This is a genomic window from Photorhabdus thracensis (assembly GCF_001010285.1).
Classification (GTDB): Bacteria; Pseudomonadota; Gammaproteobacteria; order Enterobacterales; family Enterobacteriaceae; genus Photorhabdus; species Photorhabdus temperata.
On sequence record NZ_CP011104.1, the window covers coordinates 4,851,431 to 4,869,559 of the forward strand.

16 protein-coding genes are annotated in these 18,129 nt (G+C 46.0%); 12 read left to right on the forward strand and 4 right to left on the reverse strand.

The genetic code is table 11. The features are described 5' to 3' along the window. Nucleotides 1-222 precede the first annotated feature (222 nt). A complete protein-coding gene (gene putA, locus VY86_RS21165) occupies nt 223-4,203 on the forward strand; it encodes a trifunctional transcriptional regulator/proline dehydrogenase/L-glutamate gamma-semialdehyde dehydrogenase (protein WP_046976452.1) in 3,981 nt (1,326 codons plus the stop codon). A gap of 80 nt (nt 4,204-4,283) precedes the next feature. Here the strand turns inward: putA and fliZ are convergent, their stop codons facing one another. From fliZ to VY86_RS21180, 3 genes are all read right to left on the reverse strand, one after another. Beyond that, nucleotides 4,284-4,796, reverse strand: coding sequence for a flagella biosynthesis regulatory protein FliZ (gene fliZ / locus VY86_RS21170; RefSeq protein WP_021324063.1), 513 nt, complete (start codon nt 4,794-4,796; stop codon nt 4,284-4,286). A 53-nt stretch (nt 4,797-4,849) separates the two neighbouring features. Beyond that, nucleotides 4,850-5,572, reverse strand: coding sequence for an RNA polymerase sigma factor FliA (locus VY86_RS21175; protein ID WP_046976453.1), 723 nt, complete (start codon nt 5,570-5,572; stop codon nt 4,850-4,852). Between the two features lie 246 nt (nt 5,573-5,818). Beyond that, complete coding sequence (locus VY86_RS21180; RefSeq protein WP_046976454.1) at nt 5,819-6,889, reverse strand: flagellin FliC; 1,071 nt, start codon at nt 6,887-6,889, stop codon at nt 5,819-5,821. 270 nt (nt 6,890-7,159) lie between these two features. Here VY86_RS21180 and fliD point away from each other — a divergent pair, with 270 nt between their 5' ends. From fliD to VY86_RS21200, 5 genes are all read left to right on the forward strand, one after another. After that, on the forward strand, nt 7,160-8,593 hold the full coding sequence (gene fliD, locus VY86_RS21185) for a flagellar filament capping protein FliD (RefSeq protein ID WP_046976455.1): 1,434 nt from the start codon (nt 7,160-7,162) through the stop codon (nt 8,591-8,593). Between the two features lie 12 nt (nt 8,594-8,605). Beyond that, nucleotides 8,606-9,016 (forward strand): flagellar export chaperone FliS, encoded by a 411-nt coding sequence (fliS, locus tag VY86_RS21190; protein ID WP_021324066.1) that lies wholly within the window; start codon nt 8,606-8,608, stop codon nt 9,014-9,016. Then, entirely contained in the window at nt 9,016-9,390 is a 375-nt protein-coding gene (fliT, locus tag VY86_RS21195; RefSeq protein ID WP_046976456.1) for a flagella biosynthesis regulatory protein FliT, read from the forward strand. The genes fliS and fliT overlap by 1 nt, the downstream gene beginning before the upstream one ends. Before the next feature lie 1,047 nt (nt 9,391-10,437). Beyond that, nucleotides 10,438-10,521 carry a hypothetical protein gene (locus tag VY86_RS23800; RefSeq protein ID WP_420800632.1) on the forward strand — a complete coding sequence of 28 codons (84 nt, stop codon included), beginning with the start codon at nt 10,438-10,440 and terminating at the stop codon, nt 10,519-10,521. A gap of 11 nt (nt 10,522-10,532) precedes the next feature. Beyond that, nucleotides 10,533-10,814: a HigA family addiction module antitoxin gene (locus VY86_RS21200; RefSeq protein ID WP_046976457.1), complete on the forward strand. Its 282-nt coding sequence runs from the start codon at nt 10,533-10,535 to the stop codon at nt 10,812-10,814. Nucleotides 10,815-10,903: 89 nt separating this feature from the next. Here VY86_RS21200 and fliE read toward each other — a convergent pair whose 3' ends face one another. Then, nucleotides 10,904-11,215, reverse strand: a complete 312-nt coding sequence (gene fliE, locus VY86_RS21205) for a flagellar hook-basal body complex protein FliE (protein ID WP_046976458.1) — start codon at nt 11,213-11,215, stop codon at nt 10,904-10,906. 284 nt (nt 11,216-11,499) lie between these two features. Here fliE and fliF point away from each other — a divergent pair, with 284 nt between their 5' ends. Genes fliF through VY86_RS21235 form a run of 6 tightly spaced genes read left to right on the forward strand, consistent with a single transcriptional unit; the run spans nt 11,500 to nt 18,045 of the window. Continuing rightward, a complete protein-coding gene (gene fliF / locus VY86_RS21210) occupies nt 11,500-13,203 on the forward strand; it encodes a flagellar basal-body MS-ring/collar protein FliF (protein ID WP_046976459.1) in 1,704 nt (567 codons plus the stop codon). Next, on the forward strand, nt 13,200-14,192 hold the full coding sequence (gene fliG / locus VY86_RS21215; RefSeq protein ID WP_046976460.1) for a flagellar motor switch protein FliG: 993 nt from the start codon (nt 13,200-13,202) through the stop codon (nt 14,190-14,192). The genes fliF and fliG overlap by 4 nt, the downstream gene beginning before the upstream one ends. Next, nucleotides 14,185-14,889: a flagellar assembly protein FliH gene (fliH, locus tag VY86_RS21220; protein ID WP_046976461.1), complete on the forward strand. Its 705-nt coding sequence runs from the start codon at nt 14,185-14,187 to the stop codon at nt 14,887-14,889. Before fliG ends, fliH begins: the two co-directional genes overlap by 8 nt. Further along, nucleotides 14,889-16,253 (forward strand): flagellar protein export ATPase FliI, encoded by a 1,365-nt coding sequence (fliI, locus tag VY86_RS21225; RefSeq protein WP_046976462.1) that lies wholly within the window; start codon nt 14,889-14,891, stop codon nt 16,251-16,253. The genes fliH and fliI overlap by 1 nt, the downstream gene beginning before the upstream one ends. A 44-nt stretch (nt 16,254-16,297) precedes the next feature. Further along, a complete protein-coding gene (fliJ, locus tag VY86_RS21230) occupies nt 16,298-16,744 on the forward strand; it encodes a flagellar export protein FliJ (RefSeq protein ID WP_046976463.1) in 447 nt (148 codons plus the stop codon). Further along, entirely contained in the window at nt 16,741-18,045 is a 1,305-nt protein-coding gene (locus tag VY86_RS21235; RefSeq protein WP_046976464.1) for a flagellar hook-length control protein FliK, read from the forward strand. The genes fliJ and VY86_RS21235 overlap by 4 nt, the downstream gene beginning before the upstream one ends. Nucleotides 18,046-18,129 lie beyond the last annotated feature (84 nt).

Genomic DNA, 18,129 nt, shown 5'->3' on the forward strand with positions numbered 1-18,129 from the left:
TTTTAACCGTTTCATGGTTACCCCACTGGTATTAGCCATAAAATGCCGAACCAATATATATCAATTAGATAAAGTTACAAAAATAAATACCCTCTCTTAATTATAATAACTGGATTAATTCCACAAAAATCAAACAAGCAATACACATAAGGTTGCACAAAGTTGCAACATATCGGATATTATCATGTAACTTAGATAAACCTTACCTATTGAGGAGCGAGGATGGGTAGTACAACAATGGGCGTGAAGCTTGATGAAGCAACTCGTGATCGCATTAAAGCTGCTGCACTGCGGATTGACCGCACTCCACACTGGCTGATTAAACAAGCTATTTTCAATTACCTTGAGCGTCTTGAAAATGATGAGCAGATCACTGAGCTATCGACCAATCAGGATCTTAAAGAAGAGAAGATAACCACAGAAGAAACTGTCATAGACTCTTCTCATCAACCTTTCCTCGACTTTGCAGAACATATCCTGCCTCAATCAGTAAAACGTTCAGCAATCACCGCGGGTTATCGTCTGCCGGAAACACAGGCAGTGCCAATGTTGCTGCAACAGGCGCAATTACCGGAAGATCAGGCACAAGCAACGCATAAGCTGGCTTACAGCATTGCAGAAAAATTGCGTAACCAGAAAAACAGTATTGGGCGTTCTGGTTTGGTTCAAGGGTTGTTGCAGGAGTTTTCATTATCATCTCAGGAAGGCGTTGCCCTGATGTGTCTCGCGGAAGCCCTGCTTCGTATTCCAGATAAAGCCACCCGTGACGCGCTGATCCGCGATAAAATCAGCAATGGCAACTGGCATTCCCATTTGGGTCAAAGTTCATCCATGTTTGTCAACGCAGCAACATGGGGCCTGCTGTTTACCGGTAAACTGGTTTCTACCCACAACGAAGCCAAACTCTCTAATTCACTGAATCGCATTATCAGTAAAAGCGGTGAGCCATTAGTCCGTAAAGGCGTAGATATGGCGATGCGCCTGATGGGTGAGCAGTTTGTAACAGGTGAAACTATCGCTCAGGCATTGGCAAGCGCACGTAAGCTGGAAGAAAAAGGGTTTCGCTACTCCTATGATATGCTGGGTGAAGCCGCATTAACTGAGGAAGATGCTCAGAATTATATGGTTTCCTACCAACAAGCAATTCATGCTATCGGTAAGGCATCCAACGGCCGCGGTATCTATGAAGGACCTGGGATTTCCATCAAGCTCTCTGCCCTGCATCCACGTTATAGCCGTGCTCAATATGAACGCGTCATGAGCGAGCTGTATCCGCGCCTGCTTTCCCTGACATTACAAGCCCGCCAATATGATATCGGCATCAATATTGATGCCGAAGAAGCCGATCGTCTGGAAATCTCCCTCGACTTGCTGGAAAAACTCTGCTTCGAACCACAATTGGCTGGCTGGAATGGCATTGGTTTCGTTATTCAGGCTTATCAAAAACGCTGTCCATTTGTTATCGACGCGATAGTTGATTTAGCCCAGCGCAGCCGTCGTCGCCTAATGGTGCGACTGGTAAAAGGCGCTTATTGGGATAGTGAAATTAAACGTGCGCAAATAGATGGGCTGGAAGGCTATCCGGTTTACACCCGTAAAGTTTATACCGACGTTTCCTATCTGGCTTGTGCCCGCAAACTATTGTCAGTACCAAACCTGATCTACCCTCAGTTCGCGACTCATAACGCTCATACTTTATCTGCTGTTTATCATATGGCCGGTCAAAACTATTACCCTGGTCAATATGAGTTCCAATGCCTGCATGGCATGGGGGAACCACTGTATGAACAAGTGGTCGGGAAAATTGCTGAGGGTAAATTAAACCGCCCATGCCGTATTTACGCACCGGTAGGCACTCACGAAACACTGTTAGCCTATCTGGTCCGCCGTCTGCTGGAGAATGGTGCTAACACCTCCTTCGTCAACCGTATCGCCGATACCACGTTGCCACTGGATGAATTAGTTGCTGATCCGGTGAAAAAAGTTCAAAAGATGGCCGAAACCGAAGGGCAAATCGGTCTTCCACATCCGAAAATCCCTCTTCCTCATGACCTGTATGGCAAAGATCGCGCAAACTCAGCCGGTCTGGATCTTTCCAACGAACATCGGCTGGCTTCCCTTTCCTGTGCGTTATTAAGTTCTTCTACTGAAGGACGGTACAGTGAACCACTACTGGGTGGCAATTATTGCCATCAAGGTGAGCTGCCTGCTGCCAAGCCTGTCATTAACCCTGCCGCACCATTGGATATCGTCGGCCATGTTCGTGAAACCACTGAACAAGAAGTCGCTCATGCTCTGGATGCCGCAACAGAAGCCGGAGCAATCTGGTTTGCAACTCCCCCCTCAGAGCGGGCAGCAATTCTGGTTCGCGCTGCTGAATTGATGGAAAGCCAGATGCAACCGCTGTTGGGTATTCTGGCCCGGGAAGCTGGCAAAACCTTTAATAATGCGATTGCTGAGGTACGCGAAGCGGTAGATTTCCTCCATTATTATGCAGGACAGGTCCGCCATGATTTCGCCAATGACACCCACCGCCCACTGGGGCCCGTTGTGTGTATCAGCCCATGGAACTTCCCATTAGCCATTTTTACCGGGCAGATAGCGGCTGCGTTGGCTGCCGGTAACAGTGTGTTGGCGAAACCGGCGGAGCAGACCCCATTAATTGCCGCGACGGCGGTCAAAATATTGCATCAGGCCGGAATTCCCCATGATGTATTGCAACTATTACCTGGCCGGGGTGAAACCATTGGTTCGCTTCTGGTTGGTGATGAGAGAGTACGTGGTGTGATGTTTACTGGCTCCACTGAAGTGGCTGGCCTGTTACAACGTAACATTGCCGGACGGCTTGACGCACAAGGGCGTCCAACCCCGCTCATTGCAGAAACCGGTGGCCTGAACGCAATGATTGTCGACTCTTCCGCTCTCACAGAGCAAGTCGTTACTGATGTGGTCGCCTCTGCTTTTGACAGTGCAGGTCAACGCTGTTCAGCCTTGCGCATCCTCTGTATTCAGGATGATGTGGCAGAACGCACCATCACTATGTTGAAAGGCGCAATGTCTGAATGCCGGATGGGTAATCCTGAACGCCTTTCTACTGATATCGGCCCGGTCATTGACGCTGAAGCCAAAGCCGGTATTGATCGTCATATTCAGGCAATGCGCACCAAAGGACGCGCGATTTATCAAGCAGCGCAAGACAATGTGACTGACAGTAAAGAGTGGGAGCAAGGTACTTTCGTTAAACCGACACTGATTGAACTGGAAAGTTTTGATGAATTGAAACAAGAGATCTTCGGCCCGGTTCTGCATGTTATCCGTTTTAAACGCAATGAATTGGATAATTTGCTGGATCAGATAAACAATTCCAACTATGGCCTGACACTGGGCGTACATACCCGTATTGATGAAACTATCGTACAAGTCACCTCTAAAGCGAAAGTGGGTAACCTGTATGTTAACCGCAATATGGTAGGCGCGGTTGTTGGTGTGCAACCGTTCGGTGGTGAAGGCTTATCCGGTACAGGTCCAAAAGCGGGTGGTCCGCTCTATCTGTATCGCCTGCTCTCTTGTCGCCCTCAGAATGCCATTAATCAGACGCTGGAACGTCAGGATGTTGAATATCCGCTGGATGCCCATACCCGCTCAGTGCTGATGGCGCCATTCGACGCACTGGCAGAATGGGTTGCCACTCAGCACAATGAAGAGCTAAATCAGTTGGTTCAACAGTACAAATTGCTGGCACAAGGTGGCACAACCCGCCTGTTGCCTGGACCAACGGGTGAACGCAATACCTACACCCTGTTACCTCGTGGTCAGGTACTGTGTTTAGCGGATAATCAGCAAGATACATTGATCCAACTGGTAGCAACATTGTCTGTTGGCTGTCAGTTACTGTGGCAAAATGATGAAATACATCAACAACTGTTCCGTCAATTGCCGGAGTGTGTCCGTAAAACAATCACGCTGATCCGGGACTGGCAGAGTGAAGAGACAGAATTTGAAGCTGTTATTTACCACGGCGATTCTGATCAACTCCGTCAGGTTTGTGAACACGTCGCCCAACGTAAAGGAGCTATCATCTCCGTACAAGGTTTTGCCCGTGGAGAAACTAACCTGCTGTTAGAACGTCTGCTGCATGAACGTTCACTGAGCATTAACACTGCCGCGGCAGGGGGCAATGCCAGTCTGATGACTATTGGTTAATTCCAGATAAAGCGAAGGGGAACACACTGAAAATGTGTTCCCCTGAAATTGAACATCTCTTTGCTGTTTATACTTCCAGCTTAGTGGCCGCCCTGCTGCCAGCTCAAGTACTGCTCATACTTCCGCAAAGCAATGTTGTAGTTACTGAATGCTGACTGTGACAGTTTCTCACTCAGTTGTTCCTGAATTTTCTCTGTTGTGAACTCTTTTACAGGGTAATTGCTTGAAGTGAGCAATTCATCCAAACGTCGTAAACGAACCACATACTCACGAATAGTGCTATGACTCATTTCAGTTTGTTCAAACAGGTACTGTTTGAAAGACATGATGTCAAAATAATCTGTCTCGCTATTGCAATAAATCTCACTGCAAAAACGGCATAACGCGACAAATTTATCTTGCAGCTCATCCCAGGTTTTGTCATCAATCAACTCCGTCATTTCGGAGATAGACTCTTTGTTGATCACCTGGCCGTTAAAAACCAAAGAGATGCGGTCAAGAGCTTTGTGACAATGCAAGCAATGAGTTTGACTATGTTTGTAGTCTTTAATGTAACGGCTGAGCGGCCGTTTCTTTTGTGTTGTAACAGACATAAGAGATAAAGCCCTGTGTGTAGTCTTAAACAAAAAACAAAATAAGCAAAAAGTTACTTTTCCGGATTTAAGCGTGCCCGCAAGCATTTAATCGCCTGGCTGTGTAACTGACTTATACGGGACTCCCCGACCTCAAGTACTGCGCCAATCTCTTTCAGATTAAGTTCTTCCTGATAATATAGCGTCAGAACCATCTTTTCTCGCTCAGGTAACGAATCAATAGCATCAATTACCCGCTGACGAACGTCACTTTCCAGTAATTGTTGTAAGGGATTGGTTTCATGCCCTTCTTCAATAACAGGCTCACAGCTTTCACCATGCATTTCATGCCATTCGTCATACGAAAACAACTGACTGTTATTCGTATCTAACAGTATCTGCCGATATTCTACCAGATCAATCTTTAATTCTTTAGCAACTTCCTGCTCACTGGCTGGACGGCCTAAGTCTTGCTCAAGTTTACGGATGGTTTGCGTCACTTCGCGCGCATTACGTCGCACACTACGCGGAGCCCAATCGCGACTCCTTAACTCATCCAACATTGCACCTCTGATGCGCTGTACCGCATAAGTGGTAAACGCGGTTCCCTGTAAGGAATCAAAACGTTCCACCGCATTTAGTAAGCCGATCCCCCCGGCCTGAAGCAGATCATCGAGCTCCACACACGCGGGTAACCTAACTTGTAGCCTTAACGCTTCATGGCGAACTAATGGTACATAGCGCTTCCAGAGGCTGTTTTTGTCCATCACGCCTTCGGCGGTATACAAATCGCTCACAACAACAGACACCTTTGGAATAAGAGACTAACTACCATTATCCAATCCCCTAACAAGGGCAATCGTTTGAACAATGTAATAAAAGCACCTCTTTTTCACCTATGCGAAATTTATTGCCCGCCTAATAGTAACACAAATTTTAGGCTGTTCACGATAAACGACTAAAAAAGAAGGACCGGCGAGCCGATCCTTGATTTATTTGAATTTTTATGTGAATCAGGTTCACATATTGCCCTAGCTGAGAAATTAACGCAGCAGAGACAATACAGTCTGAGGCACTTGGTTAGCCTGAGCCAGAACCGCAGTACCAGCCTGTTGCAGAATTTGACCACGGCTCATGTTAGACACCTCGGTCGCATAGTCAGCATCTTGGATACGGCTACGAGCAGCGCTCAGGTTATTAACGGTGTTGTTCAGGTTGTTAACGGTAGATTCAAAACGGTTTTGGATAGCACCCAGAGAACTGCGCAGTTTGTCAACTTGTGACAGAGCATTGTCTAAATCGCCTAACGGCTTAGCGTTATCGTCAATCTTGGTTGTTTCACCGTGTGCCGTAACTTTACCCTTACCGTTAATAGTGGCTTTATAATATACGTCTTCACCGTCTTTTTGACCGATTACAACGTATTCGTCCTTAATTTTGTTACCTTCTTTATCGAGGGAGTAAACGACTTTGGCACCTTCAACACCCTCAGGAACATCAATTGCTGGGTCTATATTAACATCAGTTGTACCATCGGGACCTTTAACATTCTCAACTGGATCACCAACACGCACTCCAAATAATGAGTTAACATTAAATTTGCCCAGCCCCAGTGTGCCTTTGTCGATTTGTGCCAGATTGATGGTGATAGTTTCACCATCGTTAGCACCAACCTGGATGGTCAATTCGTTCTTTTTACTTAGGACATTAACACCATTAAATTGAGTTTGTTCAGAGATACGATTAATCTCGTCTAAACGCTGAGTCACTTCTTCCTTAATAGAGTTAATATCGCTTTCAGAGTTGCTGCCATTTTGCGCCTGTACCGTCAGCTCACGGATACGCTGCAAGTTGGTATTAATTTCGTTCAGAGCACCTTCGGTAGTCTGTGCAATAGAGATACCGTCGTTAGCGTTACGTGCTGCCTGAGACAAACCTTTAACGTTTGCCGTGAAACGGTTAGCGATCGCTTGACCAGCAGCGTCATCCTTCGCGCTGTTGATACGCAGACCAGAAGACAAACGCTCAATAGCGTTACCCAAAGCACTCTGGGATTTGTTCAGGTTATTCTGAGTCAGCAGGGACAGGCTGTTGGTGTTGATGACTTGTGCCATAGTTAGAGTTCCTTTTTAAATCAAGCAGATATAAGTTTGGGCCTTTGCCCACGGTGTTCATCACCGCCAACAGTTTTATCGGCGTTCCTCAAAGAACCTTTAATTTTTCTTGAAAAAACTTTTTCTTTTTTATCACATTTCCCTTATAAGCCAAACAGCGCCTGTTCTTGACGATTATTCTTACCATCAAAAAATTATTTTTATTAGTAAACTTTTTTCGAAACTTACCGATAACCGGTTCAACAAAGATTTACTAATAAAGGAGTCAATATGGCTAGCATTTCTTCATTAGGGGCCGGGTCGGGGATGGATCTGGGTTCTATACTGGATAAACTTCAGGCAGCAGAACAAAAACGTTTAGAACCACTGACACAACAACAAACCAGTTATAAAGGTAAGCTAACAGCTTTTGGTACGTTAAAAGGCAGCCTGGAAAAGCTGGAAACCGCATCTGAATCACTGAAAAAATTCGATAAACTCAATACAACCACCGCCAGTGAAAAACATGAGGCATTCACGGCCACGACGGATTCTAAAGCCAGCCCAGGTAACTACAGTATCCAAGTTGAACAATTGGCGCAGGCGCAGGCATTACAGACAGGAAAAGTCGATGATCTGAAAACGTATCAAGGAGAATCTCTAGGCGAAGGCAAAACCCGAACAATCACCATCACTCAGCCTGGCGAAAAAAAGCCAATGCAAATCAAGTTGACAGACGGACAAACGTCCATCATTGAGATCCGTGACGCGATTAATAAACAGGAAGGTAATGTCAACGCCAGTATTATTAAGGCAAAAGATGGCGAAAACTATTTAGTTCTGACGGCGAAAAAAGCCGGCACTAAATCAATCATGACCATCAAGGTTGAAGGTGACGAAAAACTGGGTAAGTTTCTGAACTACACTCCGGGTACAGATGGCGGTAAAGGCACCGGTGGGTTAACTCAAACAGTTGAAGCTAAAAATGCGCTCTTGAAAGTTAACAACATCGAAATTGAGCGTCAAACAAACCATATTACTGACGCGCCAGAAGGCGTTAAGCTGGATCTGAAAAAAACGACCCACGATAAAGATAAACCGGGGGAACATAAGCCTGAACTGCTGGTGGTCTCCCGTGATATTGAGCCGACGAAAGAGGCGATTAAAAACTGGGTTGATGCTTATAATGAACTGCAAACGACGTTTGATTCTCTGACCAAATTTAAACCGGTAAAACAGGGTGAAGAACCGTCGAAAGATAATGGTGCTTTATTAGGTGATAGCACCCTACGTGGAATACAGAACCAACTGAGAAGCCAGGTTTTCAGCTTTCAGGCCGTTAATGATATTTCGACCCTGAATAAATTGGGCATTAAACAAAAGCTTGATGGCAAACTGGAAATTGATAACGAAAAGCTGGAAAAAAATCTAAAAGAAAAACCCGCTAATGTGAAAGCCTTCTTTATGGGTGACGGTAAAGAAACAGGTTTTGCCACCCAGACACATAAACTATTAAAAGGCGCCCTGGATAGCCATGAAGGTACATTAGTCACCGCGACTAACGGCATTAATAAGCGTCTGAAAACACTTGAAAAACAAGTGGACAGAACACAAAGCAACATTAACGAAACGATTGAACGTTATAAGCACCAATTTTCACAACTGGATAAGATGGTCTCTTCCCTAAAACAGACCAGTAACTTCCTATTACAACAGATGAGATAATTAAAGGAAATTATGTATCAACGTTCGGCAAGTCAATTATATGCCCAGATAGATGTGGAAAGCGAAATTATGAATGCTTCCCCCTATCAGTTGATTCAGATTTTGTTCAACGGGGCGCTAAGCGCCCTGCGTCGAGCAATTATTCTGATGGAGCAAGGTAATATAGCGGAAAAAGGCGCCGCTATTTCCAAAGCGATCAATATCATTGATAATGGCCTCAAACAGGGGTTAGATAACGAGAAAGGCGGAGAGCTGGCACACAATCTTGCTTCCCTTTACGACTATATGACCCAACGTTTACTCCACGCTAATTTACGCAATGATGAGCCAGCCATTACCGAAGTTATAAAGTTACTCACCGAGATTTCAGAAGCTTGGCGGCAAATTGGCCCTCATTACAACGCCAGTCAGGATATTGTTTAATGGATAATGAAATGGATCTTTTGTCAGCTTACCAACGGATCCTAAGTTTAAGTGAGCAGATGCTTAATTTAGCTAAAAACGAAAAATGGGATGACCTTGTTGATATGGAAATCACCTACCTCAAAGCCGTAGAAGTGATCAGCCAATCTTCAATATCATCTGCCACCTCTGTTTCGTTACAGCAGAAAATGACCCACATTTTGCAGACAATCTTAGATAATGAAAATGAGATAAAAGAACTGCTACAGAGAAGACTTGATGAACTCAGCAAACTCATCAAACAAGCAGGCCGACAGCAACTATTAAATGATAGCTACGGCCAATTCCCTGTTGAACCCTATCATACCCTTATGAGCTCTACGGAACAGAAGTAATTGAGAAATAAAGGTGATGTATTTTCATCACCATTATTTACTCATTTTGTGAGCTTGGTTTAGAACGCGTAGAGCTCAATTCAAATCATAAGAAATAGATAAAAAAATCTTAGTGATAAAATGATACTCTGCTTTTCATTCTCAATATCTTATACGTCAATGAAAGGTATTTTACATCTCTGACGAAAATATAAATAAGATTCCAAAATAGCGCTACATCTTATACTACTCATAATTCTATGTATAACAATGGGTTGAAGAAGGCCATGTAGCAGAATTATGAAACGTTATTTATAGTATCCCGATCTACAAATCAGGATTGTTTTCATATTTCCTCCCATCGTGACCAATGGGTATGAAGGAGCTGTTTGATGTAGCCCTGTGGTTTAATTTGATTGTGAAAAATAAAAAGGCCACGCGGAGTGTAGCCTTAAGTTCAAGTGTCAGTTGTAATTAACGCCAGTTGTAGTAGAAGCGTTTGGTTTGGCCTACTTGTTTCAGAATATTAGCGCTAAAAATTATTAGGCAGCTCCATGCGGAAATTTCAATCTGTATCATTCTGTAAATATCTAACCCAGCGAAACAAGAGTAACCTTACTACCCAATTTCGCATATAAAAAGCTTAATTCAACCTATATTGAACTTCAACGCGCAACATCCAAAATTCATTGTTTGCTAAAACAAAAAAACCACTAATGTGAAGCCAATCTCATTTATTGGATATTTTATACCCAGCGGCTCTTCATCAGATACGGCAGGACCTTATTCGAAAAGCAGATATAGAAGATCATGATATTTATGGCGCGTGGATACCAGAGAATAACTAAGACCAGAATAATCCTTTATGAAAGAAAATTAGGCGGCCTTGCTCCACAGGTGCCCCATAACACCCGCTTATTTCTTATCTGGATGCCATTTACAAAGCGATACTGGATTTCTGCATGTCCACTATGACATCATTCAGGTATATTTTTTCGAAAACCCACTATAGTGAAGTGACCCCACAAATCAGCGCTAAAAGGAGCTGATTTAAAAGGTCATTGGGCTATATCGGTTAATGGCAATTGGCGATTGACATTTAAATTTGAAAATGAAGATGCCATTCTCGTCAACTACCAAGATTATCACTGAGGAATAACAAAATGGGCAGAATGTATAACCCTGCGCATCCCGGATTTGTTTTACGCGAATATCTCGGAGATATATCTGTAACCGACGCGGCAAAATCATTAAGTATCACTCGCGCCGCGTTATCCCGCATATTAAACGGCAATGCCGGTATATCCGCTGATATGGCATTACGTCTAGAGGCAGCATTGGGAACCAGCGCTGAAATGTGGACTGGAATGCAGTCCCAATATGAGCTATGGATTGTATCTCAACACAAAAGACCAGAAATAAAACCGATAGTTGCACATCCATAAAATTAAAAGCCACCTACAAATTCAGGCGGCTATCCCAAAACAGGAAATACAAAAGGTTTATCACAATATATATCAATAAGTTAATATACCTACACCTGCATACTCATAATTTCCTGATAAGAAGCCACCAGCTTATTTCTTACCTGAACGCCCATTTGCAAAGCGATACTGGATTTCTGCATATCCACCATCACATCATTCAACTCAATACCCGGTACATCCAGGGTAAAATCCTGAGTTTGTTTCGTGGCATGCAAACGTGTCTGATTAATTTTACCAACAGCCGCCGTGAGTTGACTGGCAAATCCCCCCTGCAATGGCATGGGTTTTGCAATGCTTGCCGCCTGTAACACCTGAGCCTGCATCTGTTGCAGTACCCCTTCAATTGCCTGAATTGACATAAAAACCTCGTGTTAAACCACCCTATACCTTACACAATTCAATGCCATATTAACCCAAGATTTATACGGCACATTTTCACGCTGCCACCCTAACATAGCCCCCTCAATCTAAAGCGGGTAATTAACGTAAAAAGTCAGGGCTTATTGTGCCATTAAAAGATGAGTAAACAGCGAATAATGACAAGACTGAAAATAGGAAAAATTTTTTCGCTTGCGTATGGGGAGTCTGTTTTGTTACGCCACGCTTTTAGTATTCATGTTGAACAGCAAGGCAAGGATCGTCTATGAGTGCCGCAACAACCGACGTTGAAAATCAAGCTAACGGTTTCAGTGCTATCATTAACCGGATAAAAGCTGATCCTAAAGTACCATTATTAGTTGCCGGCAGCGCAGCCGTCGCGATTGTCATTGCCCTTTTCTTGTGGTTACGCAGCCCAGATTATCGGGTGCTCTACAGTAATTTGAGCGATAAAGACGGCGGCGATATTGTCACGCAACTAACCCAATTAAATATTCCGTTCCGTTTTGCCGAAAACGGCTCTGCGATCATGATCCCTGCCGAGCAGGTCCATGAAACACGGCTAAGGCTGGCACAACAAGGGTTGCCTAAAGGGGGTGCCGCTGGATTTGAACTGCTTGATAAAGAGAAATTTGGTATCAGCCAGTTCAGTGAACAGGTTAACTACCAAAGAGCATTGGAAGGTGAGTTGTCACGGACCATTGAATCACTAGGACCGGTGCAGAATGCCCGTGTTCACCTGGCGTTACCCAAACCTTCCCTGTTTGTCCGCGAACAGAAGTCGCCTTCCGCATCGGTTACCGTCGGGTTACTACAAGGCCGTTCACTGGATGAAGGCCAGATTAACGCCATTGTCCATATGGTTTCCAGCAGTGTCGCCGGGTTGCCTCCCGGCAATGTCACCATTGTTGATCAGACCGGACGTCTTCTGACACAAGCAGATGCTACCGGGCGTGATCTGAATACCAGTCAGTTGAAATACATTCAGGAAGTGGAAAATCGCTTCCAGCATCGTATTGAAGCTATTCTGACCCCGGTTGTCGGTCGTGGTAACGTTCACGCACAAGTGACTGCCCAGGTGGATTTTTCCCGCCGTGAAGAGACCGCAGAGGAATATAAACCTAATCAGCCACCTAATCAGGCAGCCGTTCGCTCAAAACAGTTGAGTGAAAGCGAGCAAAGTGGTGGCTCTCAGGTTGGCGGCATTCCTGGCGCGCTTTCCAATCAACCCAGCCCACCCCCCAGTGCGCCGATTGATAAGCCGAATACCAAAGACGGTAATAAAAATGACAAGAGCGATAAAAAAGCACCCTCTGCCAGTAACAGTAACGAGCGCATAGCGAATAATAATCGCAATAACCGCCGTGACGAAACCACAAACTACGAAGTGGACCGGACTATTCGCCATGTACAGCAGCAAGCGGGCGGTGTTGAACGCTTATCGGTAGCCGTTGTTGTCAATTATGTCACTGTCGATGGCAAAAATGGCCCGGAAACTCAGGCGCTGACACCGGAACAATTGGCAAAAATAGAAGCACTGACCAGAGAAGCGATGGGCTTTTCCAAAGAACGTGGCGACAGTTTAAATGTGGTTAATACACCGTTTACTGAAAGCAAAGAAAATATCGAAGTGATTCCGGTATGGCAGAACCCTATTCTGCTGGAAAAAGCCTTTGATTTTGGTCGCTACCTTCTGTTGATACTGGTGGCTTGGCTCCTGTGGCGCAAAATGGTGGTTCCGCAACTCGCCAAAAAACGGGCCGCAGATAAAGCCGCGCTTAACGCACAGAAAGTTCAGAAAAGACAAGTGACTGAATCCAGTGCAGAAATGGATGAAAGAACCCGCCAGAAACTGACACGTCAACGGGTCAGTGCCGAAATTCAAAGCCAACGTATCCGCGAATTGGCAGAAAAAGATCCTCGCGTAGTGGCGCTGGTGATCCGTCAATGGATGAGTAACGAACAATGAGCCTGAACGGAACAGAAAAAAGCGCCGTCATGTTAATGACCCTGGGAGAAGATCAGGCGGCCGAGGTGTTTAAACACCTGAACTCCAGGGAAGTCCAGCAACTCAGTATCACCATGGCCGGTATGCGTCAGGTTTCCAACCAGCAACTGGTCGATGTATTGGCTGAGTTTGAAGAAGATTCCGGCCAGTATGCGGCACTGAGTATCAATGCCAGTGATTATCTGCGTTCAGTGTTAATCAAAGCGCTAGGTGAAGAACGCGCTTCCAGCCTGCTTGAGGATATTCTCGAATCCCGTGAAACCACTACCGGTATGGAGACCCTCAACTTCATGGAGCCACAAATGGCAGCCGATATGATCCGTGAGGAACATCCACAGATTATCGCTACCATTTTGGTTCACTTAAATCGTGGGCAGGCAGCCGATATTCTTGCGCTGTTTGATGACAAACTGCGTAACGACGTCATGCTGCGTATCGCCACTTTCGGGGGCGTACAACCGGCAGCGCTGGCTGAACTAACAGAAGTGCTTAATAACCTGTTAGACGGACAGCATCTTAAACGCAGCAAGATGGGCGGTATTCGTACCGCAGCTGAGATTATTAACCTGATGAAAAGTCAACAGGAAGAGAATGTTATCGAAGCCATGCGCGCCTACGATAATGAACTGGCACAAAAAATCATCGATGAAATGTTCCTGTTCGAAAACCTTGTCGATGTGGATGACCGCAGTATCCAGCGCCTGTTGCAGGAAATCAGCACCGATTCCCTGCTCATTGCACTGAAAGGCTGCAACCAGCAACTACGCGATCACTTCCTCAACAATATGTCTCAGCGTGCCGCAGAGATTATGCGTGACGACCTGGCAAACCGAGGTCCGGTACGTATGTCTCAAGTGGAAAGCGAACAGAAAGCCATTTTACTTATTGTTCGTCGTCTGGCAGAAAGCGGTGAGATTATCCTGAACGGTGGTGACGATAGCTATGTCTGATAAGTTGAACAATGCTGGCTGGCAACCCTGGAAACCTAATGAACTCACTCAGTGGGAAAAACTGCATGCTAAACCAGAGCCTACTGATGACTCACTGGAAACTTCCGGGCATGATGAAATCCTTCAACAAGCAGCAATGCTGGATAACCTGAAAGAACAGGCCCGGCAGGCAGGCCATGAACAAGGATTTGCCGAAGGCCAGACAGAAGGTTATGAAAAAGGATACCAAGCTGGCTTAGAAGCTGGCCTGGAGCAGGGATTAAAGGATGCCAGTCAGCAGCAACAACTTATCACGGAGCAGTGGCAAAATATGCTGGCTGATTTCCGGCATTCACTTGAAGGACTCGATACCATTATTGCATCCCGCTTGATGCAGTTATCGCTGACCGCCGCGAAACAGATCCTCGGACAACCCGCGATTTGTGATGGTACCGCCCTGCTCAATCAGATCCGTGAATTTATCCAGCAGGAACCGATGTTCAGCGGTAAACCGCAACTTCGGGTTCACCCACAGGATATTCCCATGGTTGAACAGCAGTTGGGCACCACGCTTTCACTCCACGGCTGGCGTTTACTGGCCGATAACAAACTGCATCCTGGTGGTTGCAAAATCAGTGCAGATGAGGGCGATTTGGATGCCAGCCTGGCAACACGCTGGCATGAATTATGCCGGCTGGCAGCACCGGGGGAATTGTAATGACGGCAAGACTCGGACGCTGGCTGGCGACACTGGATGCTTTTGAGCAGAAATTAGCGAAAACTTCGCCGGTTCGTCGTTATGGCCGTCTGACCAAGGCGACAGGTCTGGTCATGGAGGCAACGGGTTTACATCTGCCTCTGGGAGCAACCTGCCTGATTGAACGGCAAAATGGTAGCAATATTGAAGAGGTTGAAAGTGAAGTTGTTGGTTTTAATGGCGAAAAACTTTTACTGATGCCACTTGAAGATCTGGAAGGTATTGTACCCGGCGCCCGTGTTTATGCCCGCCCGTACAGTGAAGATTGCGGTAGTGGACGCCAGTTGCCTCTTGGCCCGGAACTATTAGGACGGGTTTTAGATGGCGCTGGCCGCCCACTAGATAACTTTCCGTCACCAGACACCGGCTATCGCGCCCCACTCACCACACCGCCAATCAATCCTCTGCAACGCACGCCGATCAGTGACGTATTGGACGTGGGAGTACGGGCGATTAACGCCTTACTCACGGTAGGACGCGGCCAGCGAATGGGGTTGTTTGCCGGTTCCGGGGTGGGTAAGAGTGTTCTTCTTGGCATGATGGCACGTTATACAGAGGCAGATGTGATTGTCGTTGGCTTGATCGGTGAACGTGGCCGCGAAGTTAAAGACTTTATTGAAAACATCCTTGGTACAGCTGGTTTAGCCCGCTCAGTGGTTGTCGCCGCGCCTGCCGATATTTCACCTTTATTGCGTATGCAAGGCGCCTCCTACGCGACCCGTATCGCCGAAGATTTTCGTGACCGGGGTAAGCATGTATTACTGATTATGGATTCATTGACCCGTTACTGTATGGCCCAACGTGAAATTGCCTTGGCCATTGGCGAGCCACCAGCGACCAAAGGCTATCCACCTTCGGTTTTCGCCAAACTTCCGGCACTGGTGGAACGGGCAGGAAACGGCGTGAACGGCGGTGGCTCGATTACCGCGTTCTACACCGTATTGACCGAAGGTGATGATCAACAGGATCCAATAGCTGATGCTGCCAGGGCCATTCTGGATGGTCACATCGTGCTCTCCCGATCTCTGGCGGAATCAGGACACTACCCGGCAATTGATATTGAAGCCTCTATCAGCCGCGCCATGACATCATTAATTGATAAACAGCACTATCGGCGGGTGCAGCAGTTTAAACAACTGCTCGCAAGCTATCAGCGTAACCGTGATCTGATTAACGTCGGTGCCTATGCTGCGGGCAATGATCCGCTATTGGACAAAGCAATTGAACTTTATCCCTATATGGCACAATTTTTACTCCAAGATATTGAAGAACGTAGTGAATATGAATCGGCCTGTATTCAACTACAACAGTTGTTACCGCTATAACGTAACGACTTTCTGTATGTTGCCATTAAAAAGCGAGGAATAAGATGCAGCAACAATCACCTCTCATGACCTTGCGTGAACTTGCACAACATGCGGTGGAGAAAGCCGCCACTCACCTTGCCCAAGTTCGTCAGAACCATCAACAAATGGAGCAACAACTTGCAACGCTGATGGGCTATCAGGATGAGTACCGGCTGCGCCTGAACGACACGCTCAGTAACGGTATGCCGTGTACGACCTGGCAAAACTACCAGCAATTCATGAAAACGCTGGAAAAAGCGATTGAACAACACAAATTGCAGCTCAATCAATGGCAACAGCGGCTTGAGACCGCTTTATCACAGTGGCAGGAAAAGCAACAACGTCTCAATGCTTTTGATACTTTGCAACAACGGGCAGATAACAACCGAAAATTACAACAGAACAGAACGGAGCAAAAACAGATGGATGAGTATGCCCAACGTAGTGCACAACGGAGAAATAGATTATGAATATCACTCTTTTGCCTGCTGACCTGAAACCGGCAGAAAATCAGCAAACGCGCAGTGATTCACTCACTGACGCTGATCAGCCTTCTGCCTTTGCTCAGTTTCTTAACCTGGAAACCGAGCCTGCACAAAAAGGTATGGTCAAACCGGGAAAAGTTTCATCCAAAGACGGAAAAGAGATTACGGATGAAACTGACAACGGGTTATCGCCATTATTATCTGTATCATCTGTCTCAAATGACATTCCGGCAAAATCTCTCACCTCCTCACTGATTCCTCTGAATGCAAAAGCAGAGACAGACAAACAACCGGTTCCTGTTGATGAAAAGCTCATGTCAGCAAAAGAGTTGGCGGCAAATTTACCCGTACAATTATCCAAATTAACCATCAGATCAGAAAATCAGCAAGATAATCCACAACCAACCGAACTGATTAAACATAGTGACAAAAATAGTGATAAAAACCGTCCGGTTATCGCTAAAGAATGGGTGATGACAGAATTGCCGACAGCGAAAAATCTTCTGACGGATATGCCGGAACAACCAAGACATGAAGAAAAAACGGAAAGTTTTGACAGTCTTTTTAAAACAAAACCTGAAAACGGATTAATACAGAATTCTCAGGTAAAACCAAAGATCCCCACCGTCGCTATTCAGCATGAAAGTGCACCTCAAAGTCATTCACGTGAATCTGCGTTGATCCAGACCACCGTTCAGACTGAAATTCAGCCCGCTACCGTAGCAGCCGAGCATCAGCAAGCCGGACAAGCTCCCTCAGTAACCGCATCTCCTCTGCTTTCCGCAGGGCACAACCAGACGGCCCAGTTTCAGTTATCCAGCGCCTCCACACCTTTGCTGAATGCGCAGTTGGGTAGTGAAGAGTGGCAGCAACAATTAAGCCAACAGATTATCTTATTCAACCGCAATGGCTTACAACAGGCAGAGCTGCGCCTGCATCCACAAGAGCTGGGCGCATTACAAATTCGTATGTCTGTTGAAGACAATCAGGCGCAATTACATCTGGCATCGGCTCACAGCCATGTTCGGGCAGCCCTAGAAGCTGCGTTACCTGGGCTTCGTCATGCATTAGCAGAAAGTGGAATTCAACTTACCCAAAGCAATGTCAGCAGTGACAACGCCAACCCGTGGCAACAAGAACAGCGTTCTGGTTCACAAAATTCAGGCGGAACTGACGGTCATAGCACGGACGCCACACCAGAAAATCATTCGGCTAACGAATCCACAATACGTTTAACACCTCACCAACTGGCGTCAGTCCGTGGAGGTGTGGATATTTTCGCCTGATAATAGAAAGGATTTATCCGTAGTAAACAAGACTCACAACAAACGAATGAGTTAGTGGTTTTTTCCCCGTTTGTTCCGGCTATT